The sequence below is a fragment of the Saccharothrix sp. 6-C genome (assembly GCF_016695385.1).
GTDB classification, from domain to species: Bacteria; Actinomycetota; Actinomycetes; order Mycobacteriales; family Pseudonocardiaceae; genus Actinosynnema; species Actinosynnema texasense.
The window spans coordinates 6,332,048-6,352,468 of the sequence record NZ_CP064192.1; the positions used below are offsets into that span (position 1 = coordinate 6,332,048).

The 20,421-nt window shown below is 72.5% G+C and carries 20 protein-coding genes and 1 pseudogene; 9 read left to right on the forward strand and 12 right to left on the reverse strand.

Annotated elements, in window-relative coordinates:
• Positions 1–1,785: a thiamine pyrophosphate-requiring protein gene (locus IOD16_RS26545; protein WP_201436560.1), complete on the reverse strand. Its 1,785-nt coding sequence runs from the start codon at positions 1,783–1,785 to the stop codon at positions 1–3.
• Positions 1,786–1,881: 96 nt separating this feature from the next.
• Positions 1,882–2,538 (reverse strand): M50 family metallopeptidase, encoded by a 657-nt coding sequence (locus tag IOD16_RS26550; RefSeq protein ID WP_201436561.1) that lies wholly within the window; start codon positions 2,536–2,538, stop codon positions 1,882–1,884.
• A gap of 10 nt (positions 2,539–2,548) precedes the next feature.
• Between IOD16_RS26550 and IOD16_RS41100 the strand changes: the two are divergent.
• From IOD16_RS41100 to IOD16_RS40645, 3 genes and pseudogenes are all read left to right on the forward strand, one after another.
• Positions 2,549–2,803 (forward strand): annotated as a pseudogene (locus IOD16_RS41100) (aldo/keto reductase); the annotation flags it as partial.
• A gap of 140 nt (positions 2,804–2,943) precedes the next feature.
• Positions 2,944–3,252, forward strand: coding sequence for an aldo/keto reductase (locus IOD16_RS41105; protein WP_268957642.1), 309 nt, complete (start codon positions 2,944–2,946; stop codon positions 3,250–3,252).
• 1 nt (position 3,253) lies between these two features.
• Entirely contained in the window at positions 3,254–3,400 is a 147-nt protein-coding gene (locus IOD16_RS40645) for a hypothetical protein (protein WP_236594400.1), read from the forward strand.
• Between the two features lie 128 nt (positions 3,401–3,528).
• Here the strand turns inward: IOD16_RS40645 and IOD16_RS26560 are convergent, their stop codons facing one another.
• A complete protein-coding gene (locus IOD16_RS26560; RefSeq protein WP_201436562.1) occupies positions 3,529–4,278 on the reverse strand; it encodes a DUF4383 domain-containing protein in 750 nt (249 codons plus the stop codon).
• Between the two features lie 592 nt (positions 4,279–4,870).
• Between IOD16_RS26560 and IOD16_RS26565 the strand changes: the two genes are divergently transcribed.
• Positions 4,871–5,830, forward strand: coding sequence for a zinc-binding dehydrogenase (locus IOD16_RS26565; RefSeq protein WP_201436563.1), 960 nt, complete (start codon positions 4,871–4,873; stop codon positions 5,828–5,830).
• A gap of 59 nt (positions 5,831–5,889) precedes the next feature.
• Here IOD16_RS26565 and IOD16_RS26570 read toward each other — a convergent pair whose 3' ends face one another.
• The 5 genes from IOD16_RS26570 to IOD16_RS26590 form a co-directional block, all read right to left on the reverse strand.
• A complete protein-coding gene (locus IOD16_RS26570; RefSeq protein ID WP_201436564.1) occupies positions 5,890–6,591 on the reverse strand; it encodes an anti-sigma factor family protein in 702 nt (233 codons plus the stop codon).
• On the reverse strand, positions 6,588–7,142 hold the full coding sequence (locus IOD16_RS26575; protein ID WP_201436565.1) for a sigma-70 family RNA polymerase sigma factor: 555 nt from the start codon (positions 7,140–7,142) through the stop codon (positions 6,588–6,590). The genes IOD16_RS26570 and IOD16_RS26575 overlap by 4 nt, the downstream gene beginning before the upstream one ends.
• Positions 7,143–7,222: 80 nt before the next feature.
• Entirely contained in the window at positions 7,223–8,131 is a 909-nt protein-coding gene (locus IOD16_RS26580) for a DUF1996 domain-containing protein (protein WP_201436566.1), read from the reverse strand.
• A gap of 56 nt (positions 8,132–8,187) precedes the next feature.
• The gene (locus tag IOD16_RS26585; protein ID WP_201436567.1) at positions 8,188–8,634 is read right to left on the reverse strand and encodes a hypothetical protein; all 447 of its coding nucleotides are present in this window, start codon (positions 8,632–8,634) and stop codon (positions 8,188–8,190) included.
• Positions 8,635–8,857: 223 nt separating this feature from the next.
• The gene (locus tag IOD16_RS26590) at positions 8,858–10,927 is read right to left on the reverse strand and encodes a PQQ-dependent sugar dehydrogenase (protein ID WP_201436568.1); all 2,070 of its coding nucleotides are present in this window, start codon (positions 10,925–10,927) and stop codon (positions 8,858–8,860) included.
• Positions 10,928–11,197: 270 nt separating this feature from the next.
• On the opposite strand from IOD16_RS26590, the gene IOD16_RS26595 reads away from it, so the two are divergent.
• Genes IOD16_RS26595 through IOD16_RS26610 form a run of 4 tightly spaced genes read left to right on the forward strand, consistent with a single transcriptional unit; the run spans position 11,198 to position 15,148 of the window.
• Positions 11,198–12,403, forward strand: a complete 1,206-nt coding sequence (locus tag IOD16_RS26595) for an extracellular solute-binding protein (protein WP_201436569.1) — start codon at positions 11,198–11,200, stop codon at positions 12,401–12,403.
• The gene (locus IOD16_RS26600; RefSeq protein WP_201436570.1) at positions 12,400–13,464 is read left to right on the forward strand and encodes an ABC transporter ATP-binding protein; all 1,065 of its coding nucleotides are present in this window, start codon (positions 12,400–12,402) and stop codon (positions 13,462–13,464) included. The genes IOD16_RS26595 and IOD16_RS26600 overlap by 4 nt, the downstream gene beginning before the upstream one ends.
• Positions 13,461–14,339 (forward strand): ABC transporter permease, encoded by an 879-nt coding sequence (locus IOD16_RS26605; protein WP_201436571.1) that lies wholly within the window; start codon positions 13,461–13,463, stop codon positions 14,337–14,339. Before IOD16_RS26600 ends, IOD16_RS26605 begins: the two co-directional genes overlap by 4 nt.
• Positions 14,336–15,148, forward strand: coding sequence for an ABC transporter permease (locus IOD16_RS26610; RefSeq protein ID WP_201436572.1), 813 nt, complete (start codon positions 14,336–14,338; stop codon positions 15,146–15,148). The genes IOD16_RS26605 and IOD16_RS26610 overlap by 4 nt, the downstream gene beginning before the upstream one ends.
• Here the strand turns inward: IOD16_RS26610 and IOD16_RS26615 are convergent, their stop codons facing one another.
• Positions 15,149–15,535, reverse strand: a complete 387-nt coding sequence (locus IOD16_RS26615) for a DoxX family protein (RefSeq protein WP_201436573.1) — start codon at positions 15,533–15,535, stop codon at positions 15,149–15,151.
• Positions 15,536–15,661: 126 nt separating this feature from the next.
• Between IOD16_RS26615 and IOD16_RS26620 the strand changes: the two genes are divergently transcribed.
• A complete protein-coding gene (locus IOD16_RS26620; protein ID WP_201436574.1) occupies positions 15,662–16,558 on the forward strand; it encodes an RNA polymerase sigma-70 factor in 897 nt (298 codons plus the stop codon).
• Between the two features lie 3 nt (positions 16,559–16,561).
• On the opposite strand, the gene IOD16_RS26625 is transcribed toward IOD16_RS26620, so the two are convergent.
• The 3 genes from IOD16_RS26625 to IOD16_RS26635 all read right to left on the reverse strand — a co-directional run bounded on the left by IOD16_RS26625 (position 16,562) and on the right by IOD16_RS26635 (position 20,420).
• On the reverse strand, positions 16,562–17,941 hold the full coding sequence (locus IOD16_RS26625; RefSeq protein WP_236594401.1) for an alpha/beta hydrolase family protein: 1,380 nt from the start codon (positions 17,939–17,941) through the stop codon (positions 16,562–16,564).
• A gap of 122 nt (positions 17,942–18,063) precedes the next feature.
• Positions 18,064–18,633, reverse strand: a complete 570-nt coding sequence (locus IOD16_RS26630) for an ArsR/SmtB family transcription factor (protein ID WP_201436575.1) — start codon at positions 18,631–18,633, stop codon at positions 18,064–18,066.
• Between the two features lie 41 nt (positions 18,634–18,674).
• Positions 18,675–20,420 carry an AMP-dependent synthetase/ligase gene (locus IOD16_RS26635; RefSeq protein WP_201436576.1) on the reverse strand — a complete coding sequence of 582 codons (1,746 nt, stop codon included), beginning with the start codon at positions 20,418–20,420 and terminating at the stop codon, positions 18,675–18,677.
• Position 20,421 lies beyond the last annotated feature (1 nt).

Consider the following 20,421-nt stretch of genomic DNA (forward strand, 5'->3'; position numbering starts at 1 on the left):
TTACCCGCGCAGGAATTCCTGAACCTTGGTCGCCACCCCGCGCCTGACCACGTCCCACGCGTCCGGGTCGCCGCGGAGCATCGCCTCGGCGGTCGCCTTGGCCTGCTCGAACGTCGTGTGCGGCGGGATCGGCGGCACGTTCGGGTCGCACCGCACGTCCAGCACCACGGGACGGTCGGCGGTCAGCGCCTCCTCCCACGCCCGACCCAGGTCGGCCGGGTCGGACACCGCCACGCCGCCCAACCCGACGGACCGCGCGAACGCCGCGTAGTCGACGTCGGGCAGCACCTGCGACTCCTCGAACTTCGGCGCGCCACCCATCGCCCGCAGCTCCCACGTCACCTGGTTGAGGTCGTTGTTGTGCAGGACGCACACCACGCACCTCGGGTCCGACCACTCCTCGTGGTAGCGGGCGACGGTGATCAGCTCGGCCAACCCGTTCATCTGCATCGCGCCGTCGCCGACCAGCGCCACCACCGGCCGTTCCGGGTGGGCGAACTTCGCGCCGATCGCGTACGGCACCCCCGCGCCCATGGTCGCCAACGTGCCCGACAACGATCCCCTCATCCGCCCGCGCAACCGCACCAGCCGCGCGTACCAGTTGGCCGCGGACCCCGAGTCGGCGGTCACGATCGCGTCCTCGGGCAACCGGGGCGACAGCTCCCACATGATCCGCATGGGGTTCACCGGCTCCGCGTCCACGAAGGACTGCCGCCGCAGCGTCCCCCACCACTCGGCCACGTTGGCCTCGACGGTCTCCCGCCAGGACCGGTCCTCCTGGCGGCGCAGCAACGGGAGCATCGCCCGCAACGACGCCCCCGCGTCGCCGACGAGGTTCACCTCGGTCGGGTAGCGCATCCCGATGAACCGCCCGTCGACGTCCACCTGCACCGCCCGCGCCTTGCCGAACTCCGGCAGGAACTGGGAGTACGGGAAGCTCGACCCGACGATCAGCAACGTGTCGCAGTCCCGCATCAGCTCGTAGCTGGGCTTCGTGCCCAGCAACCCGATCGACCCGGTCACCCACGGCTCGTCGTCGGGCAGCACGTCCTTGCCCAACAACGCCTTCGCCACCCCCGCGCCCAGCACCTCGGCCACCTGGCGCACCTCGTCACCGGCCCCGCGCGCACCCTGCCCCACGAGCACCGCCACGCGCTTGCCGGCGTTCAGCACCTCCACCGCCCGCTCGACGTCGTCCGAGGAGGGCACCGCCGTCGACCACCCGCGGCTGGGAGCGCTCGACGGCACGTGCTTGAACGCGTGCTCGGGCGGCGAGTACGCCAGCTCCTGCACGTCGGCCGGAATGATCAACGCCGTGGGCGCCCGCTGCGCCTCGGCGGTCCGGATGGCCCGGTCCAGCGCGTTGGGCAGCTGCTCCGGCACGGTCACGTCGACCAGGTACTCGGACGCGACGTCCTTGAACAACGAGTGCAGGTCCACTTCCTGCTGGTAGCTGCCGCCGATCGCGGTGCGCGCCGTCTGCCCGACGATCGCCACCACCGGCACGTGGTCGAGCTTGGCGTCGTACAGCCCGTTGAGCAGGTGGATCGCCCCCGGCCCGGACGTCGCCATGCACACCCCGACCCGCCCGCCGAACTTCGCGTACCCGACGGCCGCCAGGGCGGACATCTCCTCGTGCCGCGACTGGATGAACCGGGGCCGGTCCCCGCTGCGCCCGAAGGCCGAGACCAGCCCGTTGATGCCATCACCCGGGTAGGCGAACACGTGCTCGACACCCCAGTCACGCAGGCGGCGCAGCACGAAGTCGGCAACGGTGTCGGCCATGGCGTCCTCCCCGGAAAACAAAGGAGTACCCGCCCCCCACCGCCCTACTCGGCCCTCACCACGACGAACCCGCCACCGCCCAACCACCTCTCGCACTCACAACGGCAGCAACAGCCGCCCACCCACCACCAACGTCCCCACCGTCACCACGACGAACAGCAGCACCCACACCAACCCCGGCACCCGCGTGATCCGGGCCAGCTGGTCGGCGTCGGACTGCCGCGCCAGTCCCCGCATCCGCCGACGCTGCAACTCCCCCACCGGCCGCACCCCGCCCAGCAGCAGGAACCACGTCACGAACAGCGCGAACGCCGCCTGCCACTCCGCCGTCGCGTACCAGGACACGGCGAACATGATCGCCCCGGTCACCACCACCGACAGCACGCCGAACGCGTTGCGGATCATGATCAGCATGCCGACGAGCAGCCCCACCGTCGCCCACAGCAACGGCCGGACCTGGTCGGACGTCACCAGCACCGCCGCGCCCAGTCCGAGCAACGACGGCGTCACGTACCCCGCGAAGTACATCAGCACGACCGCGAAACCGGTCGGCCTGCCGCGCGACACGGTGACCCCGGACGTGTCCGAGTTCAGCTTGATGCCCTCCAGCCGCCGGCCGGTGAGCAGCGCGACGAGGGCGTGCCCGGCCTCGTGCGCGATGGTGATGACGTGCCTGCTGTACCGCCACACACCGGGACTGGCCACCAGGACCAGCGCCAGCACGGCCGGGGCCCATTTCGTCAGAGTCGACATCGCCACCAGCATGCCACTCGACCTGGACCGCGCTCCAACACCCAGGCTGACCTCCGTAAGACGACAGCGCATCGGTTCACTGGAGGTCAGCGCCCTGGCGCTGGGCACGCTGCCGTTCGGCACCCGGGTGGACCGGGAGACCTCGTTCGCGATCGTGGACCGCTTCGCCGAGGCGGGCGGCACGTTCGTGGACACGGCCGACGACTACGCGTTCCGGGACGGCGGCACGGGCGACGAGAGCGAGCAGGTGGTCGGCCGCCGGCCGGCCGCGCGGGGCAACCGCGACGACATCGTCCCGGCCACCAAGGCGGGTGCCCGTCCGCGGACTCCCGGCCGCGGTCTGGAGACGCCGAAGGCCTGGCCGGCGACACCGTCCGCGGTGCCGCCGCCGCGAGCCTGGCGCGGTTGGGCACGCACCACGTCGACCTCTACCACAGCCACATCGAGGACCGCAGCGTCACGCTGGAGGACACGCTCGGCGGGTTCGCGTCCCTCGTCGAGGCCGGGTCGGTGCGCGAGATCGGCGCCCGCAACCACGCCACGTGGCGGTTCGAGCGGGCTCGATCGGTGTCACGGGCCAACGACCGGCCGCTCTGCACCGCGGTTCAGCAGCGCCACAGCTACCTGCGCCCCCGACCGGGCGTGAAGCTGCCCGAGAGCGGTCACGTGCACATGACCGACGAGCTGCTCGATCTACGCGGCGACCGGGGGTGACGTGACGCGGGTGGCGTACTCGGCGCTGCTCTCCGGCAGGTACCGGGACAAGCCCCTCGGTGAGGCGTACGACCACCCCGGCACCACCAGACGGCTGGAGATCGAGCTCGACGACGACCAGGCGGACCGCCTGGACTGCGCCGCCTGACCCGTCGACGGGCCTCACCGCGCCCGTCCACAACGCACAACGGTGCACGGTCCACCCGGGACCGTGCACCGTTCGCGACTCTTCCGCCAGAACTGCGACGTCGGGACTCCGACGTCAGAACTGCGACATCACCGGCTGAACCGGGACTTGTGCTGCTCCGCGATCGCCGGGTCGATCGGCTGGACCGGCCGCGGGCTCATGGTCGGGTCCATCGATTCGATCCGCTCGTCGCGGCGCACGCCGTGCCGCGCGTCGTCGACGCGCTGCGTGGGCATCTCCTGCGTCACCGGGTCGGCCTTGGGGTCGCGAATGCTCGCTTCCCGCTCGTACCGCGCCTGCTCCTCGCGCCGATCCCCGAACGACCGGTCGGCAGCCGTCCGGTCCACGACCGTCTCCTCCGGACCGACCGCGTCGATCGGGGGCTCGGTCACGATCTTGCGCCGCGCCGGCAGCACCGCGATCAGCAGACCGACGGCGGCGAGGCCGAGGTGCAGCCAGTTGTCGTTGACGTTGAGCGCCAGCGGGTTGCCGAGGCCGGACACGGGGTTGTTGGAGAACACCCCGGCCAGCGCCAGGCCCCACAGCAACACAGCGCCGTAGCCGATGAACAGGAGCCAGCCGTACAGTCGGGCCAGGCCGGACGTGCTCGCCATGAGCAGGCCGAGCACACCGAACGCCAGGTGGACGACGTTGTGCAGCGGGTTCAACGTGAACCCGAGCAGCATCGCGTGCTGGTCGCCCGCGAAGTCGCCGAACCCGGTGCGCACGAAGCCCAGCACACCCAAGGCGAGGAAGACCAGGCCGACCAGGCCTGCCAGCACCTGGGCGGGTTGCAGGCCCGCGACCTTGACGCGACCGACCGTCGAGTGGTGGGTCATCTCGCCCTCCAACTGAGGACCACGAGCCCGTCTGACCGGGCTCCGGACGCCCACCGACTACCCGTCCGGTCCGAACCGCAAACAGCCCGGCCACCGACCTCGGGCCGACTGGCGGCGGGGGACGGGCGCACGAACCCGTCCCCCCTTTCCCGACAGGAGTCACACACCCCGCCGTGCCGGGGTTTATCCGCCCCGACCCACCCCATGAAGGTCGGGCCGCCGTGGCCACGCCGAATGCGCGCCGATCATTGCGACCAATAGGCCGATACGATTTCCGAATAATCACGCACCGTATCGTCGGATTCGACGTACGGGCAGGTCAGGAGCGCTGGCCCCGGTCACCGGACGTACACGTCGCGGAGCCGTTCCACTCGGTCTCCCTGCTGTTCACGAAGGTCCCCTTTGTGGTTCGTCGAACACCACTGCGGTGTCGGTACGACTATCTCCGAACAGACGTCTCTCGTCAAAGCAATTACGACGTTCGCCAATTGGCCGAGCCTCCCTTCCGGCCCGGCCGCGCCATGATCGCTTGACCTCGACTTAACTCGAGCTCCTAGCGTGGCGGGCAGGACTTCCGGAGGGGGATCACGAGATGCACGCCATCGTTCAGCACGAGTTCGGTCCGGCCGAGAACCTGCGCTACGAGCGGGTCCAGGACCCGGAGCCGGGCGCCGGGCAGGTGCGGATCGCGGTGTCCGCCGCCGGGGTGCACCTGCTCGACACGTCGATCCGCCGCGGCGAGCACGGCGGGCCGTTCCCGCTGCCCTCGCTGCCGATGACGCCGGGTCGGGAGGTCGCGGGGGTCGTCACCGCGCTGGGTGGCGGGGTCGAGCCGCACTGGCTGGGCAAGCGGGTCGTCGCCCACCTCGGGCAGGCGAGCGGCGGGTACGCGGAGCAGGCCGTGGCGAACGCCGCTTCGCTGCACGAGCTGCCCGACCACGTGTCCGACGACGCGGCCGTCGCCATGATCGGCACCGGCCGCACCGCCGTCGGCGTGCTGCGCGTCGCCGAGCTCACGCCCGACGACGTGGTCCTGGTGACCGCGGCCGCCGGCGGGCTGGGCTCGTTGTTCGTGCAGGAGGCCAAGGCGATCGGCGCCGAGGTGGTCGGCGTGGCGAGCACCGCCAAGCTGGACCTGGTCCGCCGGCTCGGCGCGGACGTGGTGGCCGACTACACCAGGCCGGGCTGGGACGAGGGCATCGGCCGGCGGGTCACCGCCGTGCTCGACGGCGTCGGCGGCGAAGCGGGCCGCAGGTCCCTCGAACTGCTCGGCGTCGGCGGCCGGATCCTGCTGTTCGGCTGGTCCGCGGGCGAGCCCACCGCGATCGACACGTCAGACCTCTACCGCCTCGGCATCACCGCGTCGGTCGTCGTCGGGCCGCGGATGATGAAGGGCACGAGCCTGCGCGGGCTCGAGGAGCTGTCGATGCGCGCGCTGACCGAGGGCCGCCTCATCCCGTTGACGACGACGTTCCCGCTCAGCGAGGCCGCCGAGGCGCACACCGCGCTGGAGAGCCGCGCCACCGTGGGCAAGGTCGTGCTCAAACCCTGACCCCGCCCCACGGCAGGGCCCCGTGCGCGACGCGCGCACGGGGCCCTGCCGACCCCTCGCTACACCGGCACCACGACGATCCGCTCGTCGTCGAAGTTGCGCACCTCGATCGCCGCGACGTCCTCCGGCGCGATGAGGGCCGAGCCGTCGAGGTTGGTGCCGTCCTTCTCACCGGCCGCCGAGACGAGCCAGCTGCCCGCCTCCGCCCGCCGGCCGTCCTTCGCCACGACGAACAACCTGCACTTCTCGTCCCGCTCGACGCCGGCGACGGACGCGTTCACCCGGACCCACCCGGCGGCCGGCCTGACCTGCACGGTCATCCGCGCGCCGGTGTCCGGGTCGGTGGCCGACCCGACCTTGGTGCCGGCGGGCGGCGCGGGCACGGTCGTCGTCTGCTGGACGGCGCCCACGTCGGGCGCGGTGCTCCGGCCGACGGCGAAACCACCGCCGAGCACGACCGCGGCGACGGCCGCCGCGACCAGGCCCAGTCCGACCCGGCGGCGGCGCAGCCGACCGCCGCGCTCGGACCGCACCTGCCGCAGCGCGCGGCGCAACAGCAGGTCGCCGCCCTCGGGCGGGCCGTCGAGCAACGCCTCGGGTGGCACGTCGCCCATGGCCTCCTCCACCGCCCGCAGCTCGGCCAGCTCGGCCGCGCACCCCGGGCAGGACGCCACGTGGTCCTCCACGGCACGCGCCTCCCGCTCGTCGAGCGCGCCCAGCACGTATGCGCCGAGCAGTTGCGGATCGTGGTCCGCGGTCATCCGGCCACCCCCTTCAGCGCGACCTGCTGCCCGACGAACGTCTCTCTCAACGCCCGCAGCGCGTAGTGGGATCTCGACTTCACCGTGCCCGGCGGCACCCCTAACGCCTCGGCCGCCTCCGTCACGCTCCGGCCGCGGAAGTAGATCTCCAGGAGCACGTCGCGGTGATCCGGCGACAGCCGGTCCAGGGCTGCGAGCACCACCATCGAGTCCACCACCGAGTCCGCGTGGTCGTGCTGCACCGGCGGGACCGACGCCGGCGTCTCGGCCACCTCCCGCGGCCGGGCCGCCTTCGCCCTGAAGCGGTCCGTGACGATGTTGCGCGCCACCGTGAGCAGCCAACCCCGGACCGAGCCCTTGCCGTTCACCAGCGCGTCCGGGTGCCGCCAAGCGCGCACGAGGGTTTCCTGGACGACGTCCTCGGCCGCCGCCCGATCGCCGGTCAACCGCGTCGCGTACGCGAGCAGCGCCCGACCGTGCTCCTCGTAGAGGGATCGGATCAGTGCCTCGTCGGCCGCGGCCTCCCGTTTCCGGGACCACAGAGCCGCCATCCACCCACTCCTCTCGTCAACTCCCGCCCCCGACACGCACGGCGGGCGGGTTCGGTTCACCGCGGGCGGGGAGAAGTCCGTCAGGAACAGGTCTCGCCGGTGTTGAGGCAGGTCGCGACGCGCTCCATCAGCCCGGCCGGCATGGCGTTGACGAACATCGCGTGGTCGGTGCGCGGGTCGCGCCCCTGCTCGGGGAAGCTGTCGACGGCGAACGGCCGCCCGGCCGGCACGGCGTAGGCGACCCGCACGCGCAGCTTCGGCATCGGGAAGGTGCCCTGCCGGCACACCCCGTTCGAGCCGGGGAACTCGGCGTGCGCCCGGTGGCTCGGGCTGTCGGTGTTGCGGCCGTCCCAGCAGCTCGGGAAGTCGAACGTGCGCAGCACCTCCCGGCCCGGCGGGCACTGCGGGTAGCGGTCGGTGTGCCGGTCCTCGAACCCGGCGCAGCTCCACCGGGCCCGGCCGCGGCCGCTGGTCAGCGCCGCCGGGTCACCGGTGATCATGCGCAGGAACCCCGGCATCGGCACGACCTGGCTGACGGGGCTGCCGGTGAACGTGATCTCCACCCTGGCCGGTGGCAGCACCTCGCCGGTGTTGCCGTGCGGGCCGCCGCCGGGCGCGTGCGCGTCGTGCCCGGTCCGGTCGGTCAGCCGCAGCACCGGCCAGTAGTAGGTGGACCGGTCCTGCGCCGGGCAGGTGGTCGCGGCGGCGGCGAGCGAGTCGTCGGTGGAGCCCGCGTGCGTGCTCAGGTTGCCGACGTACTCGTGGGTGTGGTGCGCCCCGGCCGGCTGACCCGGCGCGATGACCATGTTGTCGGCGTTGAGGTGGCGCGGTTCGTTGCGCCCGCAGTCGACGCGGAACGTGCCGGTCGACGCGTCCGGGGTGGTGGCGGCGGACTCGACCGCCACCGGCACCTCGTCGATGGCCGCGGTGCGGCCGTCGGCGCAGCCCGTCGCCAGCACGAGCACCAGCAGCAGGGGCGACCACCTCACGTCCGACAGCTTATTCGGACAGCGCCGGGTGAACGCCTGGGCGGTCGGCGGGCCGGCTACTCGGAGGTGACCAGGACGCGACCGTCCTCCGTGACCACGTCGACGGTGGCGAGGTCGTCCGGGTCCACCACGGCGGCGCCCGCCAGGGCGGTGTCGCCGAGCCGGGAGGCGACCCAGCCGCCCGCCGTGTAACGCCGGCCGCGCACGTCGGTGACCACGAGCCGGCACCGCTCCCCCGCGTCGACGCCGGCCACCACCGCGCGCAACCGCACCCAGCCGTCGGCGGGCGTCACCGTCGTGGTGATCCGCACGCCGTCGGCCGTGGTGGCGACCAGCACCCGTTCCCCGGGCACGCTGTGCCGGCCGAGGTGGACGCCCCCGGCCAGCACCGCGACGGCGAGCGCGGCGCACACCGCCGCGACCACGCCGCCGCGACGCCTGCGGTCGCGCGCCTTCTCGGCGCGGACCTGGCGCAACGCGCGTTCGAGGACCGGATCGGGCATCACTCCTCGTTCAGCTCGTGCTCGGACGTGTCCCGAGCGGGGACGGGTTGCGGCGGGGCGGGCTGACGGGGCGGGTGCGGCGGCTGGTGGTGTTCATCGGCGGGTGCCTTCCTCTGCTGACGGCTGGCGCACCCCTCACACGCACCCGCGGCGCGTTCGGTTCAACCGTTCGCGGATCGGCTCCGACACCCGCCTCGCGAGCGTTCGCCTCGACCGCGGCCGATCAGTTCAGCTGCACCCTCAGGATCCGGGAGTTCGAGTTGTTCGGCGTGCTGTCCCGGTCGTCGCTGGTGGTCAGCCACAGGCTGCCGTCCGGCGCGGGCTCGACCGTGCGCAGCCGGCCGTACGTGCCCTGGAAGTGGGTCGTCTCCGAGCCGACCGAGGTGCCGCTGATGACCAGCCGGTAGAGCCTGCTGCCGCGCAGCGTGGCGACGTACAGGGCGTTGTTGACGATGGTGATGCCGCTGGGCGAGGCGTTGGCCGTGCTCCACGTCCGCTTCGGCGCGATGTACCCGGCGCAGCTGCCGGACGTGCCCTCGCACGAGGGCCAGCCGTAGTTGCCGCCGCGCTCGGACAGGTTCAGCTCGTCCATGATCGTGTTGCCCAGCTCGGCCTGCCACAGCCTGCCCTGGCCGTCGAACGCCAGGCCCTGCACGTTGCGGTGCCCGTAGGTCCACACGTACCGGGCGTTGCCGCCGTTGCCGTAGAACGGGTTGTCGGTCGGCGCGGAGCCGTCGGCGTTGAGCCGCAACACCTTGCCGCCCAGGTTCGACAGGTCCTGCGCCCAGTTCCCGTTCTGGCCGTCGCCGGTGCCCGCGTACAGCTTGCCGTCCGGGCCGAACCGCAGCCGGCCGCCGTTGTGGTAGCGGTTGCGGGGGATGCCGGTGAGCAGCACCTGCAACGACGACTGCACCAGCGCGTTATTCTGCACCTTCATCCGCACGATCCGGTTGTCGTTCGCGGCGGTGTGGTAGATGTACAGGTAGTTGTCGGTCGCGAAGGTCGGCGACACCTCGATGCCCAGCAGCCCGCCTTCGCCGCTCGTCGTGACGACGTTCGGCACCGTGCCCAGGGTCGTCCTCACCCCGGACGGCGACAGCTTGACGATGTCGAACGCGTCGCGCCGGGAGTAGACGCCCGACCCGTCGGGCAGGAAGTCCAGGCCCCACGGCACGTCGTTGTCCGTGGCGAGCTGCGTCACCGCGCCGACCTGGTCGCCGCCGGAGGACGTGGTGGCGGTGATCGCGCCGCTCCAGTCGGACACGTTGCCGACCGCGTCGTAGGCCCGCACGTTCATCAGGTACGAGGTGTTCGGGCGGCGTCCGCCGATGGTGGCCGACGTGCCCGTGGTCTCGCCCACCGGCGCGCCGCCGGAGAGGACCTCGTAGCGGGTCACGCCGATGTTGTCGGTGGCCGGGTTCCACGCCAGCGACACGGAGTTCGCCGTGACGCCGGTGACGCGCAGCCCGGTCGGCGTGGTCGGCCGCTCGGTGTCGGCCTGCGCGGGCGGGGTGGTCACCGCGAGGTTGTCGCCCGCCTGGGAGATGTTGCCGGCGGCGTCCTTGGCGTTGACGTAGTAGACGTAGGAGCCGTTGGGGCTCAGGCCGGTGACCGTGGTCGACGTGCCGGTGACGGACTTGACGAACTGGCCGCGCTGGTAGACCTCGTAGGACGTCACGCCGACGTCGTCGGTCGCCGGGTCCCAGGCCAGGTCGACCGAGGTGGGCGTGACGTTGGCCGAGCGCAGGTTCGCGGGCGGCGACGGCGGCGCGGTGTCGACCCGCCCGGTCTCGCCGAACACCTGGAACTCCTGCAACGAGTAGCTGTTGTAGGGCGCGGTGCGGCAGCGCGTGGTGCCGTGCATGCGGACGTAGCGGCCGTTCCCGGCCACCACCAGGTCCTCCACGCCGCCGGCGCCGTTCGCGGTGGCGAAGACGCTGGTCCACGTGCTCGCGTCGGACGACGTCTCGATCCGGTAGGCGCGGGCGCACGAGAGGTCCCACTGGAGCCGGACCCTCGTGATCGTCGCCGCGGTCCCGAGGTCGACCTGGAACCACGACGGGTCGAGGCCGCCCTGGCTGGCCCAGCGGGTGGCCGGGTTGCCGTCCACCGCCAGCGCGGGCGCGAGACCCGAACCGCCCGATGTGGACGCGGTGGCCGGTTTTCCTTGGGACAGCAGGACGGGAGCCGCGCTCGCGGGCGCGGCGGACACCAAGGCGGACGCCACCACGGCGAGCGCGGTGGCGAGCGCGCCGAGCGAGGTCGGCCAGGCGCTCCTGGTACGGGGTGCCACAGATGCCTCCACAGTCGTTGACGACTCCCCCGCCAGGCAGGGGATTGGTGCGGCGGTGGGGTGGCGGCAGGACGAGGCGGCGGGCGACGAGGACGGGCCGGCGGGCGATCAGGGTCTGCGTCTGCGGAACTTGCGCAACTGTTGACCCCCGAGCCGGTCGCGTGTAGTCATCGTCGGTGTCACCCGAAACGGTAAGGGCTTTCCCGAACAGCGTCCAGTGGTGTTCGTCCAGTGGTCCTCTCAGGTGGTGAAGGGGAGCGAATGCGCCCGATGTCGCGGTTCCGCCTGTCCGCCGCGCTCCTGCCCGCCGCCCTGGTGGCGGCCGCGTGCGGCGCGCCCACCGGCGGTCCCGCCGCGCCGACGTACGCCTCGGTGCCGGCCAAGCCGTCCGCCCCGGTCGAGCTCAACGTGCTGGACGTGGCCGGGAACCTCCAGCTGACCCAGGGCATGATCGAGGAGTTCGCGACCGCGAACCCGGACGTGGTCAGCAAGGTCAACTACACCAAGTCGACCGCGCCCGACATGCCCGGCAAGCTCAAGGCCGAGCAGAACGCGGGCCGGTCGCAGACCCACCTGGTGCTCACCGGCACCGACGGGCTGGCCGCGGTGATCGACCAGAAGCTCGCCCTGCGGGTGCTGCCCGACCACGAGGACCGGTTCCCCGGGCTGTCCGACGCCTACCTGCCCTCCGCCGCCGCGATGCAGGAACTGGCGCAGGGACAGGGGATCACGATCACCTGTTACCCCGCCGGACCGCTGCTCGAGTACGACCCGGGCAAGGTCGCCGCGCCGCCGCGCACCACCGACGAGCTGCTCGCCTGGGCGAAGGCCAACCCCGGCAAGTTCCAGTACGCCGTGCCCGCGAATTCCGGCCCCGGCCGCACGTTCCTGATGGGCCTGCCCTACCTCTTGGGTGACGCCGACCCGAAGGACCCGGAGAACGGCTGGGAGAAGACCTGGGCCTACCTCGCCGAGCTGGGCGAGCACGTGGACCACTACCCGTCCGGCACGACCGAGACGATGAAGAACCTGGCCGACGGCACCTCGCACATCGTGGCCACCACCACCGGCTGGGACATCAACCCGCGCGTGCTCGGCACCGTGCCGGAGGAGATGCGGATCGCCACGCTGGAAGGTTTCCACTGGGTCACCGACGCGCACTACGCCGTCGTGCCCAAGGGCGTGTCGCGGGACGTGCTGTCGGCGAACCTGGCCCTGATCAAGTGGATGTTGCAGCCGGCGCAGCAGGCGAAGGCCTACGACAAGGGCTACTTCTACCCCGGGCCCGCGGTCGAGGACGTCACGCTCGACATGGCGCCGCAGGAGTCGCGCGACGCGATCGAGCGGTACGGGCGGCCCGAGTACGACGACCTGATCGAGAACACGCCGCAGGAGACCTCGCTGCCCGCGACCGCGCAGGTGAAGGCGTTCCAGAAGTGGGAGCGCGAGATCGGCAGCGGGAAGACGCGCCGATGAGCGACCGGTTCGCCGAGCTGCACGTCGACGGCGTCCGGCGCGTCTTCGGCGAGCACGTGGCCTTGCAGGGCTTGGACCTGACCATCGGGGGCGGCGAGTTCGTCGCGCTGCTCGGGCCGTCCGGCTGCGGCAAGTCGACCGCGTTGAACTGCCTGGCCGGGCTGCTGCCGCTGTCCGGCGGCCGGATCGTGCTCGACGGCAGGCGCATCGACCAGCTCCCGCCGGAGAAGCGCGGCTTCGGCATGGTGTTCCAGAACTACGCGCTGTTCCCGCACCTGAGCGTGCGGCGCAACATCGCCTTCGGCCTGGCCATGCGCAAGGTCGCCAAGGCCGAGCAGGCGCGGCGGGTCGACGAGGCGCTGCGGATGGTGCGGCTGACCGACCAGGCGGACAAGTACCCGGCGCAGCTGTCCGGCGGGCAGCAGCAGCGGGTGGCCATCGCGCGGGCGATCGTGCTGGAACCGCCGCTGGTGCTGATGGACGAGCCACTGTCCAACCTGGACGCCTCGCTGCGGCTGGAGATGCGCTCGGAGATCCGCAGGCTGCACCAGTCGCTCGGGCTGACCACCGTCTACGTCACGCACGACCAGGAGGAGGCGCTGGCGCTGGCCGACCGGCTCGTGGTGCTGCGCGACGGCGCGGTGCAGCAGGTCGGGTCGCCCGAGGAGGTCTACGCGCACCCGCGCAACCAGTACGTGGCCGGGTTCATGGGGTACCGCAACCTGCTGTCGGTGTCGGTGACGTCGGTGGCCGGCGAGCACGCGACCGTGTCGCTCGGCGGGGTGCCGCTGACCGGGGTGAACCGCGGCGGCGTGACCCCCGGCGCCGGTGGCGCGGTGGTCGCGATCCGGCCGGAGGACTTCACCGTGGCCATCGCCGCGGCGGACAACGTGCTGCGGGTCGAGGCCGAGATCGTCGAGTACCACGGGCGGGAGCAGGCCGTGGAGGCGCGGTTGCCGGACGGGCAGCCGTTGCACCTGCGCACCACCAGCAGGCTCGCGCCGGGCGACGTGGTGCGGCTGCGGGTGCCGGTCGAGCGGGTCCTGGTGTTCGGGGCATGAGCGCGGCGGCCCTGCGGCACCGGCTCGCCGAGCGCGGCGTGGACCGGGTGCTGCTGCTCCTCGTGCCGGGCGCGGTGTTCGTGGCGCTGCTGTTCCTCTACCCGTTCCTGTACGGGTTGCAGCTGTCGTTCCAGCCGGAGCGGGGCGGGCCGCTGGCCAACTACGAGCGGTTCTTCACCGACGCGTACCTGCGCGACACGATCTGGATCACGCTCCGGCTCGGGCTGCCCGCCGCGCTGGTCAACGTGCTGGCGTCCGTCCCGATCGCCTACCGGATGCGGGGGCGCTTCCGCGGCAAGCGGCTGATCACGACGCTGCTCGTGGTGCCGATCACGCTCGGCACCGTGCTCACCGCGGAAGGGCTGCTGCAGTACCTGAGCCCGGTCGGCTGGTTCAACAAGGTCCTGACCGGCGTCGGCGTGCTGGACGAGCCGGTGCGGCTGGTGCACGGCTACTGGGGCGTGCTGTTCTCGCTGGTCATCACCGGGTTCCCGTTCGCGTTCCTGCTCACCCTGTCGTACCTGTCGGGCATCGACCCGTCGTTGGAGCGGGCGGCGGCCACCCTGGGCGCGACGCCGCGGCAGCGGTTCCGGCACATCACCATGCCGTTGCTGGCGCCGGGGCTCGCGGTGACGTTCTGCCTGTCGTTCGTGCTGGCGTTCTCGGTGTTCCCGTCGGCGGTGATGGTCGGCGACCCGCAGGGGTCCACCCACGTCATCTCCATCGCCGCCTACAACACCGCGTTCCGCGACTTCGACTACTCGATGGGCTCCGCCGTGGCGATGATCATGGCGGTGGTGATGCTGCTGGTCATCGGCCTGGTGCTGCTCTGGCGCTCCACCCTGTACCGGGGTGCGACGGGAGGCAAGGGATGAGGCCCGCGGCCTGGTTGACGTGGGGCGCGCTGGCGTTCTTCGCGGTGAACCTGCTCGGCGTGGTCGGCGCGGTGCTGGTGAACTCGTTCAGCGTGCGGTGGTTCGGCACGTGGTGGCCGGCCGGGTTCACCACGGCCTGGTACGCCGAGGCGTGGCGCGAGTACGGCCTGTTCGACGTGCTCGTGGTGACGTCGCAGGTGTCGGTGGCCGTGGTCGTGGTCTCGGTGCTGATCGGCGTGCCCACCGCGTACGCGCTGGCCCGGCGGGACTTCCCCGGCAAGAAGCTGCTGAGCCTGCTGTTCCTGCTGCCGATCCTGATGCCGCCGATGACGTACGGCATCCCGCTGGCGACCGTGCTCTACAAGTTCCACCTGGCCGGGAGCACGACCGGTGTCATCGTGGCGAACCTGGTGCCGTCCGTGCCGTTCGTGGTGCTGACCATGACGCCGTTCATCGAGCAGATCGACACCAGGCTGGAGGCCGCCGCCCGCATGTGCGGCGCGCGCACGTCCGCGGTGTTCCTGCGGGTCCTGGCGCCGTTGCTGCTGCCGGGCGTCCTGGCCGCGTCGATCCTGGTGCTGGTGCGGACCGTGGGCATGTTCGAGCTGACGTTCCTCACCGCCGGCCCGGACAGCCAGACGCTGGTGGTGTCGCTGTTCTACTCGGTGTCCGCCGCGGGCATCCGGGCGCAGCAGACGGTGGACGCGATGGCCGTCATCTACACCGCGTCCATGCTCGTCCTCCTGGTGATCGCCCTGCGGTTCGTCAACCCGACCCAGTTGGTGACCCGGGTGAAGGACCCCGCCTAGTCAGCCGGTGAGGGGCTCGGCGACGAGGCGGCCCCACACCACGAAGGCCAGCAGGGCCAGGTAGACCAGGTCCACCACGACCAGCTTCGATTCCCGGCGCCGGACGCGGACGACCGTCGCGCCCACCATGACGACCACCAGGCCGGTGGCGGCCACCGGCACCAGCGCCGGCGCGATGCCCAGCACCGCGGGCAGGACCAGGCCCACCGCGCCCAGCACCTCCAGCGCGCCGATCGCCTTGATGGCGCCCGCGCTCCAGTCCTCGGTCCACGCCGCGCTGGGACCGGCGGCGGCTATCTTCTGCTTGGGCAGGACGAGCTTGCCGGCGCCGCCGAAGAAGTAGGCGGCGGCGAGCACGCCCGTGATGATCCACAGTGCGAGGTCCACGGTGTTCCTCCTGGTCGAGTGGCTTGTCGACCACGAGACGCCGGCGTGCCGAGCCCTGTGACAGACCGGTCCCATGACGCGCGTCACACGGCGTCGGGCAGGCGACGCGGAGACGGGAGCGACCCGATGGGCGGCACGGCGCGGACGCGTCCCGCGACCGAGGCGTTCGTCGCCCACCGCAACCTGCTGTTCACCGTGGCCTACCAGATGCTCGGCTCGGCCGCCGACGCCGAGGACGTCGTGCAGGAGACCTGGCTGCGGTGGACGGGCGTCGACCTCGGCACCGTGCGCGACCAGCGGGCGTACCTGGTCCGGATCGTCACCCGCCAGGCGCTCACCCGGCTGCGCTCGCTCGCCAGGCGCAAGGAGTCCTACGTCGGCCCCTGGTTGCCCGAGCCGCTGCTGACCACACCGGACGTGGCCGAGGACGTCGAGCTGGCCGACAGCGTCTCGATGGCGGTGCTGCTGGTGCTGGAGACGCTCGCGCCGACCGAGCGGGCCGTGTTCGTGCTGCGCGACGTGTTCGCCGTCGGCTATGACGAGATCGCCGAGGCCGTCGACAAGACCCCGGCCGCGGTGCGCCAGATCGCGCACCGGGCCAGGGCCCACGTCGCCGACCGCCGGCCGCGCGGCGCCACGTCGCCGGACGAGACGCGGGCCGCGCTCTCGGCCTTCCGGCGGGCGGTCGAGACCGGCGACCTCCAAGGGCTGCTCGACGTGCTCGCGCCGGACGTGGTCGTCCTCAGCGACGCCGGCGGGTTCAAGCAGGCCGCGCGCAAGCCCGTCGTCGGCGCCGACAAGGTGGCCCGCTTCCTGGCCGCCCGCTGGGACGTCGTCGGCGCCCGGACCACGGTCGAACCCGTGCAGGCCAACGGCGGCCCGGCGCTGGTGCTGCGGCTCGACGGCGAGCTGGACGGCGTGGTGGCGGCACGGCTCGAGGGCGGTCTCGTCACCGGGCTGTACTTCGTGCGCAACCCGGAGAAGCTGTCGCACGTGACGCGGGAGACCGCCCTGAGCCGATGACGGTCACGGCAGCAGCAGACCCCAGTGCACGGCCCAGGGCACGAACAGCACGCCACCGGCCAGCAGCAGGCCCAGCCGCACCCGGTGCCCCGCGGCGAGGTCGGTCCTGACCTGCCACGCCCGCACCGCCGTGACGACCGCCGCCACCACCACCGCCACCGCCAAGGCCTGGAGCGCGAGCCACGGCAGCGGCCGGCCGAGCACCACCGCGCCGAGGCTCTTCGCCCCGTCGGACGCGAGGTGGCCGAGGTAGCCGACCAGGCCGAGGACGCTCAGCAGGCCGGTCGTGGCGAGCAGGCGCGCCGGCCGGCGCACGGGCGGCGCGCTCCGGTGCCGCCGGACCGCCGCGCTCAGCCCGTACCCGGCGAACGCCACCAGCAGCAGCGCGGCCGCGACGAGCTGCACCGCCGGCGACCCGGGCTCGACCGGCGTGCTCTGCCGCTCCTGCCGGGACGGCGGGCCGACGTCGACGGCGCGCGGTCCGGTGGCGGTCACCCAGGCGGCGACCTGCGCCAGGTAGTCCGGGGAGATCTCGTCGCCGCGCTGGAACCCGTCCGGTGACCGGCGCATCGTGTGGTCGGCGCCGGGCACCGCCCGCAGCGTGTGCTCGCGGTTGCCGGCCCGGTCGAGCGACTCCTGGAACACGCGCAGGCTCTCCGCGCCGGGGATCACCCGGTCGAGGTCACCCCACAGGCCGAGCACCGGTTGGGTGAGCCGGGCCAGCACCGGCGCCGGGTCGTAGCCGGACTCGGGGAACAGGTCCGCGCCGACGAGCAGGCCGAGCGTCGTGCGGGTGACCGTGTCGACCAGGGACCCGGACACGCCGGCGGCGGCGAGCCGGTTGGCGAGGTTCCAGGACTGCTGCCGCTCGGGCGCCACGCCGGGTGCGCCGACCGTGACCACGAAGGCGACGTCGGGCGAGCCGGCCGCGGCCAGCGGCGCCACCCAGCCGCCCTCGCTGACGCCCCACAGGCCGGTCCGGGCCGGGTCGACGCCGGGGTGGGTCGTCAGCGCGCGCAGCGCGGCCAGGGCGTCGTCGGCCAGCAGCTCGAAGTCGACGTCGGACTTGGACCGCTTCGGCCGCTTGTCGTAGATCAACGTGACGATGCCGGACCGGGCGAAGGCCTCCGCCTCCTGGCGGTAGCCGTCGCGCGAGGCCCGGCCGGAGCCGTGGACCATCACCATGGCCGGGTGCCGGCCGGCCGTGTCCGGGGCGATCACGGTGCCGTGCAGCGTCAGGTCGCCGCTGGTGAAGGTGACGTCCCGCTCGACCAGCCCGGCCGGGTCCGCGTGCGCGGGTGGCGCGAGGACCAGTCCGACGGCCAGTGCCGCGAGCAGCCGGACGAGGGCGCGACGAAGTCGCGAGTTGCGTTCGGGGAGCACGGGTGCTCTCCTTCCCGAGGAGGTTCGCACGTACGAGGAACACGCCGGATTCGGCGTGGTGCTGCGGCTTCCGCCCGCCCGGGTCGTCGAGTGCCAGCTCGACGGCCCGGGTTCCCCTTCGGTCAGGGGCGGTCCGCGGGGCCGGGGACGGGGAACGCGAAGAAGCGCACGGCGACGTGCCGTGCGCCCGCGGGTGTCTCGTCCACCGGTCGTTGGTAGCGCTTGAGCAGCGCCATGTACTCGTCGAAGAACTCGTGCAGCTCGGGCAGCGTCACCCGCACCGAGCCGCGCGAGTAGGGCAGCGCGTCCGACCACTCGCCCAGCTCCGACCGCTTGGCCAGGAACTCGGCGAACAGCTCCTCGTCGGCGGCCAGCTTGAGCTGCCGGAGCTGGTCGACGAGGGTCCGCACTTCCGGGTCCTCCGGCGCCCGGGGCCCGCGCAGGTCCTGCACGGGCGCCCGCCACCACCGTTCACGGCCGCGTGCGCGCTCGGGCACTTCCTCCACGAACGCGTGCTTCGCCAACATCCGGAGGTGGTAGCTGGTGGCGCCGCTGCTCTCGCCCAGCGCCTTGCCGAGGGTGCTGGCCGTCGCCGGACCGTGCTGCCCGAGGTGGCGCAGGATGCGTTGGCGCAGCGGGTGCGCGAGCGTGCGCAGCTCGTCGACGTCGGAGATCTCGCGCGGTGCCACCATGCTGCAAAGCTATCGTTGCAAAGCCCTCTTTGCAACTCCGGTCAGCGGTACAGCCCGTCGTAGAGGGCGGCGTGGGCGGAGTGCACGACCTTCCGCTTGACCTTCAACGTCGGGGTCAGCTCCCCGTCGTCCTGGCTCAGGTCGCGGTCCAGGACGGTGAAGCGCTTGATCTGCGAGACCGGGGCGAAGTGGGAGTTCGCCTCGTCCACCACCTCCTGCACCAGAGCCCGCACCTCGGGCGTGCGGGCCAGGGCGGGCAGGTCGGTCGGCAGGCCCCGAGCCTTCGCCCACGGCACGATCTCGTCCCCGTCCAGGGTGATCAACGCGACCAGGTACGGCTTGAGGTCGCCGTACACCACGGCGTGCGAGATCCAGCGCGACTGGCGGAGCTGGTTCTCGACGTTCGCGGGCGCGATGTTCTTGCCGCCGGCGGTGATGATGATGTCCTTCTTGCGGCCCGTGATCGTCACGAAGCCGTCGTCGTCGACCTCGCCCAGGTCGCCCGTGTGCAGCCAGCCGTCGGTCAGCACCTCGGCGGTCGCGGCGGGGTTGTTCCAGTAGCCCGCGAACACGTGCGGCCCCTGCATCAGCAGCTCGCCGTCCTCGGCCACCTTGAGCTGCAGGCCCGCCATCCCGAACGTGCCGACCGAGCCGAGCTTGTGCCGCGCCACCGTGTTCACCGTGCCGACGCCCGTCGACTCGCTCATGCCGTAGCCCTCCAGCACGGGCACCCCGGCGGCGGTGAAGAACTCCAGCACCTCCACCGAGATGGGCGCCGCGCCGGACAACGCCTGCCGCAGCCGGCCGCCGAAGATCGCCCGGACCTTGGCGAACACCGGATCCACCCGGTCGAACGCGGCCGACAGCCCGGGCGTCAGCGGCCGGCCCGCGGCCTGCGACCTGCGCACCGCCAGGCCCACCTGCACGGCCTGCCGCAGCTGCTCCTCCGGCACGCCGGCCGTGGCGGCGGTGTAGATCTTCTCGAAGATCCGGGGCACGGACGGCAGGAACGTCGGCCGCACCTGCGCCAGCTCCGCCACCACCTTCGACGTGTCGCCGCCGTAGAACGCGACCGTGTGGCCGGTGTAGAGCGCGCCCAGGTGCACGATCTGCGCGAACACGTGCGCCAGCGGCAGGAACAGGTACGCCACGTCGTCCGGCAGGACGTACGACAGCTCCTCGCTGAGCCGGCACATGGTCAGCCAGTTCCGGTTGGTCAGCACGCAGCCCTTGGGCGGCCCCGTGGTGCCCGAGGTGTAGATGATCACGGTCGGGTCGTCGGGGTCGATCGCGGCCCGGCGGTCGTCCAGCTCGCCCGGCAACGGCGACGTGCGCCCCTGGGACCGCAGCTCGTCCAGCCCGCCGCCCTCGATCACGACCACGTCCCGCAGCGCGGGCACCCGCGAGCGGATCGACTCGACCTTGTCCCGCTGCGCGTCGTCCTCCGCGACCACGAGCACCGCGCCCGAGTCGCCGATGATCCACGCGCACTCCTCCGCCGCGCTCGACGGGTAGATCGGCACCACGATGCCGCCCGCCGCGAGCACCGCCAGCTCCACCGCCGACCACTCGACCCTGGTGTCCGCCAGCACGCACACCCGGTCGCCCGGCTCGACGCCCAGGTGCACCAGCCCGGACGCCAGCTCCATGACCCACTCGGCGACGTCGGTGAACGTCAGGTCGTGCCACTGCCCGTCCCGCGGGTGGCGCCACGCCACCCGGTCGTCGTGCGCCTGGGCGGCCACGAAGGGCAGGTCGGCGATGACGCGCGCCGTGGTCACGGGCATG